This is a genomic window from Streptomyces sp. WELS2 (assembly GCF_013870595.1).
Taxonomy (GTDB): domain Bacteria; phylum Actinomycetota; class Actinomycetes; order Streptomycetales; family Streptomycetaceae; genus Streptomyces.
Genome location: NZ_JACBWZ010000232.1, coordinates 1 through 8,183 on the forward strand (window position 1 = coordinate 1; position 8,183 = coordinate 8,183).

Sequence of the window (8,183 nt, forward strand, 5' to 3'; positions counted from 1 at the left end):
CGCCCTCGCCGTCACCCGCCCGGACTGGACCTCCGCGCCCGGCTGGGCCGCGCCCCTCAGGCGCCTGCAGTCCGGGCACGTCGGCGACTACGTGGCCTGGCTGCTGGTGGGCACGACCGTGCTCGGGGCGCTGGCCCTGCCGGGAGTACTGGGCTCCTGAGCCGCCGTGGGCCCGCCCGCCGGGGGGACGCCGCGCGCCCTCGCTCACGGCGCCCCGTCCGCACGGTCCAGCGCGGCGTCCAGATCCGGCTGCGGGGGCAGCAGCCGCGCCAGGCCGGTGACCCGGATGATCCGCAGCGTCAGCGGGTGCGTGCACACCAGGCGCACCTGCCCGCCGCGCTCCAGCACCCGGGAGCGGGCCCGGTACAGCAGCCGCAGCCCCGAGCAGTCGAAGAACTCCACCGGCCGCAGGTCGAGCACGGCCCGCACACCGGCCCGGCCGGTGACCCGGTCGAGGAACGGGCCGATCTCCTCCGCGGCGACGAGGTCGATCTCGCCCCGGAACTCCAGCACCGTGTGCCCGCGGTAGGCGTACACGCCCAGCTGCCGGGTGAGGGACACAGGTTCGCGTCGCACCCCGGCACCACCTCCCACCCGCACCCCGACGTCGCTTTCCCGATCGTCAAGTTACCGTTGCTGGAAGGAATTTGAGCATGTTCGATTGACATATGTCGTCGACTTCGCGGCGTGTCGGCGCGGCCCGCTCAGTCCGCCAGCAGCACCAGCTTCCCCGCCGTCCGGCCGGTCTCGCCCAGCTCGTGCGCCTTCGCGGCCTCGGCCAGCGGAAACGTCCCGGCGATCGCCGGCGTCAGCCGCCCGGACTCCGCCAGTTCCGCGATCGCCCGCATGCCGGCCCGGTCGGCGTCCACCAGCATCCACACCGCCCGCACGCCCAGCCGGCCGGCCTCGGCGTGGAAGTCGTCCGACTCCGGCGGCAGGATGGAGACCACCACTCCGCCCGGCCGCACCATCCGCAGCGACCGCACCGAGTTGTCACCGCCGAGCGTGTCCAGGACGACGTCCACGTCCCGCACCGCCTCGGTGACATCGGTGGACCGGTAGTCGACCGCCTCGTCCACGCCGATCTCCCGCAGGAATCCGTGCTTGCCCGCGCTCGCCGTGCCGATCACGTACGCCCCGCGCGCCTTGGCGATCTGCACGGCCACGTGACCGACCCCGCCGGCCGCCGCGTGGATCAGCACGCGCTGCCCGGGCCGCACGTCCGCGTGTTCGGTCAGCGCCTGCCAGGCCGTCAGTGACGCCAACGGCAGCGCGCCCGCCCGCACGTGGTCCAGGCCGGCCGGCTTGTGCACCAGGACCCGGGCCGGGGCGATGACGTACTCGGCGTGCGAGCCGTGGCCGAAGGGGAAGGGCAGCATGCCGAAGACCTCGTCGCCGGGCCGGAACGCGGCCACGCCGAACCCGGCCTCCACGATCTCCCCGGAGACGTCCCAGCCGAGGACGAACGGCGGCTCGCCCAGGTGCCCGCCGACGGCCCGCAGCTTCCAGTCGGCCGGGTTCACCCCGGCCGCCCGGACCCGTACCAGCACCTCGTTGGCCCGCGGCCTCGGCCGCTCGACCCGTACTTCCCTGAGCACACCGGGACCGCCGAGGACGTCCTGGCTGATGACACGCATCGTGTTCGCATCGTTCATGATCACCAGCCTGCCGGAGCCCGTCCGGCCCGGGAAATGGCGTGAATGCCAATATCCGATAGGATCATGCCATGCCCGCCCCGCGTCCGCGCACCGACCGTCCCGAGCAGGTCGCCGTCCTCGCCCTCGACGGAGTCCACGCCTTCGAACTGGGCATTCCGAGCCGCATCCTCGGCGCCGCCGACGGTCGTTACGAGGTGCGCACCTGCACGGTCGACGGCCGGCCGGTGCGCACCGGCGCCGACTTCACCATCGGCGTGGCGCACGGCCCCGAACTCCTGGACACCGCCGACACGGTGATCATCGCCTCCGTGCCGCCCGCCCGCATTCCCGCCGGGCTGTCCGGCGACCTCGCCGCCGCGCTCGCCCGGATCCGGCCGGACGCCCGCATCGTGTCCATCTGCACGGCCGCCTTCGTCCTCGCCGAGGCGGGCCTGCTCGACGGCCGCCGGGCCACCACCCACTGGCAGCTGGCCGACGCCTTCCGCCGCCGCTACCCGAAGGTGGACCTCGACCCCGACGTCCTCTTCGTCGCCGACGGCCGCGTGCTCACCTCCGCCGGCGTGGCCTCCGGCGTCGACATCTGTCTGCACATCGTCCGCACCGACCACGGCAGCGAACTGGCGAACACCGTCGCCCGCCGCTGTGTCGTGCCGCCCTTCCGCGACGGCGGCCAGGCCCAGTACATCGAACAGCCGGTCCCCGAGAGCGGGGCGGCGAGCACGGCCGCCACCCGTGCCTGGGCGCTGGAACGGCTGGACCAGCCGCTCGCCCTCGCCGATCTCGCCGGTCACGCCCGGATGAGCCTGCGCACCTTCGTCCGCCGCTTCAACGACGAGGTGGGCCTCAGCCCCGGCCGCTGGCTGATCCAGCAGCGGGTGGCCCGCGCCCGGCATCTGCTGGAGGCCGGAGACCTGCCGGTGGACCGGATCGCCGCCGAGGTCGGCTTCGCCACCGGCGCCTCGCTGCGCCAGCACCTGCACGCGGCGATCGGGGTGTCCCCGCAGGCCTACCGCCGTACCTTCCGGCAGACCCGCTGAACCCGGCGCCGGGACCGACGCCGTGCGGGCGCCGGGGGCTCGTGCCCACACTGAACGGGACGAGCAGCGACAAGAGGAGGCCGTACGCCATGACTCCGCCCCCCGCCCGTTCCGTCCAGCAGCGCACGGAGGACGCCCGCCACCGGCTGGAGCACGATGCCGACGCGTGGGTCGCCACCGCCGCCGCCGACGGTGCGGCGCCCCATCTCGTGCCGCTGTCGTTCGTCTGGGACGGCACCTCGCTGCTGATCGCGACCACGGCCGACAGCCCCACCGGCCGCGACCTCGTGGCCACCGGCAGGGCCCGGCTAGGTGTCGGCTCTCCCCGGGACGTCGTCCTGATCGAGGGCGTCGCCCAGGCGGTGACCCCCGAGGACCTCCCCGAGGAGGACGCCGAGGTGTTCGCGGGCAAGACCGGCTTCGACCCGCGCCGGCTGGCCGACCGCTATCTGTACTTCCGAGTCGTTCCGCGGCGGGTCCAGGCCTGGGCGGAGGAGAGCGATCCGCACGGCGGCGAGCTGATGCGCGACGGGCGGTGGCTGGCCGCCGGCTGAGCCCGGGTGCGGTGGCCGGGCACCGGCCGGGACCGGCCATCCCGTACCGGTACCGTTCGGTCCCGGCCACCTCGTGTCGGCACCGGTCAGTCCCTGCCGCCCTTGTCCGTCGTCGGCCACACGCCCGTCGAGCGGGCGATGGCCTTCGCGCCGGTGCGGTCCACGGCGCTGCGCACCACCGCGAAGATCGCCCCCTGGACCGCCGCCGCCAGCAGGATCTCGCCCCAGCCGCGGTCCGGGTCCAGCGCGTCGGGCGCGTCGTCCTCGTGCCGGATCACCTTCCACGCCTTGCGGAACGCCAGCCCGGCCAGCGCCCCGCCCGCCCAGCTCAGCGCGAATCCGAAGGGCTGGTAGACGAGTGGGAGCTTCTTCTTCTTGTGCTTGTCCTTGTTGGCCATGTGTGACTCCTTCCTCGTCGGGTGGCCCTCATGCGGGCCGTCCCCGGGGGGCCACCCGTTCGCCCGGCGGTACCGGCCCCGGCGGCGTGCCGTCACCGAACGGCCGGCCGCCCAGCTCCGCCCGGTGGTGCTCGGTCAGCCAGCCGCCGAGGTCCGGGCCGAGCGGCACGATCCCGGTGGGGTTGATGCCGGTGTGCACCCGGTAGTAGTGCCGCTTGATGTGGTCGAAGTCGACCGTGTCGCCGAAACCCGGCGTCTGGAACAGGTCACGGGCATACGCCCACAGCACCGGGTGCTCCGACAGCTTCCAGCGGTTGCACTTGAAGTGGCCGTGGTAGACGGCGTCGAACCGGACGAGGGTGGTGAACAGCCGGATGTCCGCTTCCGTGAGGGTGTCCTCGACCAGATAACGCTGCCGGGACAGCCGCTCGCCGATCACTTCCAGCCGCCGGAAGACGGCCGCGCACGCCTCCTCGTACTCCCGCTGCCCCGTCGCGAACCCGGCCCGGTAGACGCCGTTGTTCACGTCCTCGTACACCTCGGCCATCACCTCGTCGATCTCCGCTCGCCGGGCGGCCGGGTACAGGTCCGGCGCGCCGGGGCGGTGCAGGGCGGTCCACTCGGTGGCGAGGTCCAGGGTGATGCGCTGGTAGTCGTTGGTGACCAGCCGCCCGCTGGGGACGTCCACGATCGCGGGCACGCTGACGCCGCCCGGGTAGCCGGTGTCCCGACGGTCGTACGCCTCGCTCAGGAACCGGATGCCGAGCACCGGGTCCCGGCCGTCCGGGTCGAGTGTGAACCGCCAGCTGCGGTCGTCCTGGACGGGATCGGCGACCGCCATCGAGAGCGCGTCCTCCAGCCCCAGCAGCCGGCGCGAGATCACCGCGCGGCTCGCCCACGGGCAGGCACGGGAGACCACCAGCCGGTAGCGGCCGGCCCGCACCGGCCAGCCGTCCCGGCCGTCGGCGGTGATCCGGTCGTCGAAGTGGCTCCGGGACCTGGTGAACGTCCGGTGTCCGTAGGCGCTGTTGCCGTCGCCGCCCATGTCTCCTCCTCGCCGGCCGGTTCCCTTGGATCACGCGTTCCCCGTTTGGCGCGGACCGCACGGTGTGAGGCGCCCGGTCGCGGGCAGTCGGCGATAGGTGAGCGGAACATCCTCGAACCGGGAGAAGGCCGCGCGTACGGAGGGGCACGACGCCCACCGGCCGGCCCACGGAGCCCCTCCGGGCGCACCACGTACCCACGCCGGGCACGGCGGCCCGCCGCACCGTCGCCAGAGCGCGGGCGGCCACACCGGCACCGGCCCCCACGCCGGACCCACCACCGGCCCGGACCGCGGCCCCGGCGCCCGCAAGGGTGCCGAGGGTGACCGGTCCACCAGGATCACCGTCCTCGTCGCGCTCGCGGCCAATCTGGTGATCGCCGTCGCCAAGGCGGCCGGCGGTGTCCTCGCCGGGTCGCCCGCGCTGCTGTCGGAGGCCGCGCACTCGGTCGCCGACAGCCTCAACGAGGTCTTCCTGCTGGCGGCCCTGAGCCGCAGCCGCCGCCCGGCCGACACCCGGCACCCGTTCGGCTACGGCAAGGAACGCTTCTTCTGGTCCCTGCTCGCCGCCGTGGGCATCTTCGTCATGGGCGGCTGCTTCTCCTTCTTCCAGGGCGTCGAGGCGTTGCGCGGCGGCGCCGAGGAGGAGTTCGGCGGCTATGTGGCGGGCCTGATCGTGCTGGGCGTGGCGCTGGTCGCCGAGGCCGGCTCGCTGCTGCGGGCCGTGCACCAGGTGCGCCGGCAGGGCGGCGGGCTGCGCGACCCCGCGCTGCGCACGGTGGTGGCCGAGGACGGCACGGCGGTCCTCGGTGTGTCCCTCGCCCTGGTGGGCATGGCACTGCACATGGTGACCGGGCAGGTCGCCTGGGAGGCGTCCGCCTCGCTGGCCATCGGGGTGCTGCTGGTCTACGTCGCCTACCGGCTCGGCCGCGACGCCCGGGACCAGCTGATCGGGGAGGCCGCCGACCCGGAGCTGAGCGGCAGGATCGGGGCGCTGCTGCGGGCCCAGCCGGAGATCGACAGCGTGGAGGCGCTGTTCACCATGAAGCTGGGGCTTGACTCCACCCTGGTGGCCGCCCGCATCGACCTGGCGCCGGGCCTGGACAGCGAACGCGTCGAGGAGGTCGCCGACCGCATCAAGCGGTCCCTCGCCCGCACGTTCCCGGACGCCGGCCAGATCTTTCTCGACGTCACGGACCGGTCCGCGGGCGGGGCAGCGGAAAGCCCCGCCGCGACGGGGGAACGCGGCGGGGCCTGACGGACCAGTGCCCGGCGCCGGGCCGCTTCACACGCGCCCGGAACAGATTTTTCTGGAATACAGCGGTCGGCGGCCGGAAATCAGCTCCGGCCGGGGGAGCCCGCGTCGAACGGTTCCAGCACGAAGACGGGGATCTCCCGCGAGGTCTTCTCCTGGTAGTCGGCGTAGGGCGGGTACGCGGCCACGGCCCGCTCCCACCAGCCGGCCTTCTCCGCCCCGGTGACCTCGCGGGCCCGCATGTCCCGCTTCACCGGGCCGTCCTGCAACTCGACGTGCGGGTCGGCCTTGACGTTGAAGTACCAGACCGGGTGCTTGGGCGCACCGCCGACGGAGGCGACCACCGCGTACCGGCCCTCGTGCTCCACCCGCATCAGCGGGGTCTTGCGGAGCTTCCCGCTCTTCGCGCCCCGGGTGGTCAGCACGATCACCGGCAGCCCGGTGTCACGCAGCGTCGTCCCCTTCGTCCCGCCGGAGCTCTCGTACAACTCGACCTGCTCGCGCACCCATTGTTCCGGGCTGGGTTCGTACTCGCCCTCGAGAGGCATGGGATCCCTTCCTTTCATCCGACCGGCGGTGATCACCACGGCCGTCAACAACGGCGGCCGCCGGAAACATCCGTACCGCACGCGGGAGGGAAACATCCCCTTTTGTCACGCGTGGTGGTGGCCGGTTCCCGCTCCCCGGAACCGGGGTACTTCGGCCAGAACGCGAAAGCCGCCGATGTGGCCGAACTTCCCGTCGACCTATAGATGCCTGGGGCATCTAATGAAGATCGGCACGACGCACCTCACTCGTCTGCGAGGTCTTTCCATGACGGAACTGACGGACACCACCGGCCCGGCTGCCCAGGCCGAACCCGTCGCATTCCCCCAGGACCGCACCTGCCCCTACCACCCCCCCACCGGATACGACCCGCTGCGCGACGGGCGACCCCTGTCCCGCGTCACCCTCTACGACGGCCGGGAGGTCTGGCTCGTCACCGCACAGGCCACCGCCCGCGCCCTGCTAGCCGACCCCCGGCTGTCCACCGACCGCCGCCGCGACGGCTTCCCCGTGCCCACGCCCCGCTTCGAGGCCGGCCGCTACCGCAAGGTGGCCCTGCTCGGACTGGACGACCCCGAGCACCAGCAGCAGCGGCGGATGCTCATCCCGTCGTTCACCGTCAAACGCGCCACCGCGCAGCGCCCCTGGATCCAGCGGATCGTCGACGAACTGCTGGACGCCATGATCGCCCGCGGTCCGGTCGCCGACCTCGTGTCCGCCTTCGCGCTGCCCGTGCCGTCCATGGTCATCTGCGGCCTGCTCGGCGTGCCCTACGCCGACCACGAGTTCTTCGAGGAGCAGTCCCGCCGGCTGCTGCGCGGCCCGACCGCCGCGGACACGACGGAGGCCCGGGACCGGCTGGAGGCGTACCTGGGTGACCTGATCGACGCCAAGGCCAAGGAGGCCGAGCCCGGCGACGGCGTCCTGGACGACCTGGTCCACCACCGGTACCGCACGGGTGACCTGGACCGCGCCGACCTGGTGTCGCTCGCCGTCATCCTGCTGGTCGCCGGGCACGAGACGACCGCCAACATGATCTCCCTGGGCACCTACACCCTGCTCCAGCACCCCGAGCGGCTGGCCGAACTGCGCGCCGACCCCACGCTGCTGCCCGCCGTAGTCGAGGAACTGCTGCGGATGCTGTCCATCGCCGAGGGGCTGCAACGGGTGGCGCTGGAGGACATCGAGATCGACGGCACCACCATCCGGGCCGGTGACGGCGTCCTCTTCTCCACCTCGGTCATCAACCGGGACACGGCCGTCTACGACGGCCCGGACGACCTGGACTTCCACCGCGCCGACCGGCACCACGTGGCGTTCGGCTTCGGCATCCACCAGTGCCTGGGCCAGAACCTGGCCCGCGCCGAGCTGGAGATCGCCCTCGGCAGCCTCTTCACCCGGCTGCCCGGGCTGCGCCTCGCCGTCCCGGCCGAGGAGATCCCCTTCAAACCGGGCGACACGATCCAGGGGATGCTGGAACTCCCCGTGACCTGGTAAGAGGCTTCGCTCATGCACATGGACATCGACATCGACCAGGACGTCTGTATCGGCGCCGGGCAGTGCGCGCTGGCGGCACCGGGCGTCTTCACCCAGGACGACGACGGCTACAGCACCCTGCTGCCCGGCCAGGAGAACGGAGTCACCGACCCGATGGTCCGGGAGGCCGCCCGCGCCTGCCCGGTCAGCGCCATCA

At 73.0% G+C, this 8,183-nt stretch carries 10 protein-coding genes; 5 read left to right on the forward strand and 5 right to left on the reverse strand.

From position 1 onward, the window contains the following. Positions 1-204: 204 nt before the first annotated feature. Positions 205-576, reverse strand: coding sequence for an anti-sigma factor antagonist (locus H5J33_RS15825; RefSeq protein WP_181795546.1), 372 nt, complete (start codon positions 574-576; stop codon positions 205-207). 128 nt (positions 577-704) lie between these two features. After that, positions 705-1,655 carry an NADP-dependent oxidoreductase gene (locus H5J33_RS15830; RefSeq protein ID WP_181795547.1) on the reverse strand — a complete coding sequence of 317 codons (951 nt, stop codon included), beginning with the start codon at positions 1,653-1,655 and terminating at the stop codon, positions 705-707. A 71-nt stretch (positions 1,656-1,726) separates the two neighbouring features. On the opposite strand from H5J33_RS15830, the gene H5J33_RS15835 reads away from it, so the two are divergent. Both H5J33_RS15835 and H5J33_RS15840 read left to right on the forward strand, forming a co-directional pair. Next, the gene (locus H5J33_RS15835) at positions 1,727-2,695 is read left to right on the forward strand and encodes a GlxA family transcriptional regulator (RefSeq protein WP_181795548.1); all 969 of its coding nucleotides are present in this window, start codon (positions 1,727-1,729) and stop codon (positions 2,693-2,695) included. 89 nt (positions 2,696-2,784) lie between these two features. Then, positions 2,785-3,249, forward strand: a complete 465-nt coding sequence (locus H5J33_RS15840; RefSeq protein WP_181795549.1) for a pyridoxamine 5'-phosphate oxidase family protein — start codon at positions 2,785-2,787, stop codon at positions 3,247-3,249. An 86-nt stretch (positions 3,250-3,335) separates the two neighbouring features. On the opposite strand, the gene H5J33_RS15845 is transcribed toward H5J33_RS15840, so the two are convergent. Together H5J33_RS15845 and H5J33_RS15850 are read right to left on the reverse strand one after the other, a co-directional pair. Next, the gene (locus H5J33_RS15845; protein WP_181795550.1) at positions 3,336-3,647 is read right to left on the reverse strand and encodes a DUF4235 domain-containing protein; all 312 of its coding nucleotides are present in this window, start codon (positions 3,645-3,647) and stop codon (positions 3,336-3,338) included. 28 nt (positions 3,648-3,675) lie between these two features. Further along, positions 3,676-4,692, reverse strand: a complete 1,017-nt coding sequence (locus H5J33_RS15850) for a glutathione S-transferase family protein (RefSeq protein ID WP_181795551.1) — start codon at positions 4,690-4,692, stop codon at positions 3,676-3,678. Between the two features lie 97 nt (positions 4,693-4,789). Between H5J33_RS15850 and H5J33_RS15855 the strand changes: the two genes are divergently transcribed. Then, complete coding sequence (locus H5J33_RS15855) at positions 4,790-5,947, forward strand: cation diffusion facilitator family transporter (RefSeq protein WP_309485413.1); 1,158 nt, start codon at positions 4,790-4,792, stop codon at positions 5,945-5,947. A gap of 80 nt (positions 5,948-6,027) precedes the next feature. Here the strand turns inward: H5J33_RS15855 and H5J33_RS15860 are convergent, their stop codons facing one another. Continuing rightward, on the reverse strand, positions 6,028-6,492 hold the full coding sequence (locus H5J33_RS15860; RefSeq protein ID WP_181795552.1) for a nitroreductase family deazaflavin-dependent oxidoreductase: 465 nt from the start codon (positions 6,490-6,492) through the stop codon (positions 6,028-6,030). Between the two features lie 265 nt (positions 6,493-6,757). Here H5J33_RS15860 and H5J33_RS15865 point away from each other — a divergent pair, with 265 nt between their 5' ends. Together H5J33_RS15865 and H5J33_RS15870 are read left to right on the forward strand one after the other, a co-directional pair. After that, positions 6,758-7,987, forward strand: a complete 1,230-nt coding sequence (locus H5J33_RS15865) for a cytochrome P450 (RefSeq protein WP_181795553.1) — start codon at positions 6,758-6,760, stop codon at positions 7,985-7,987. Between the two features lie 18 nt (positions 7,988-8,005). After that, the coding region (locus H5J33_RS15870) for a ferredoxin (protein ID WP_181795554.1) at positions 8,006-8,183 on the forward strand (178 nt) is incomplete at its 3' end.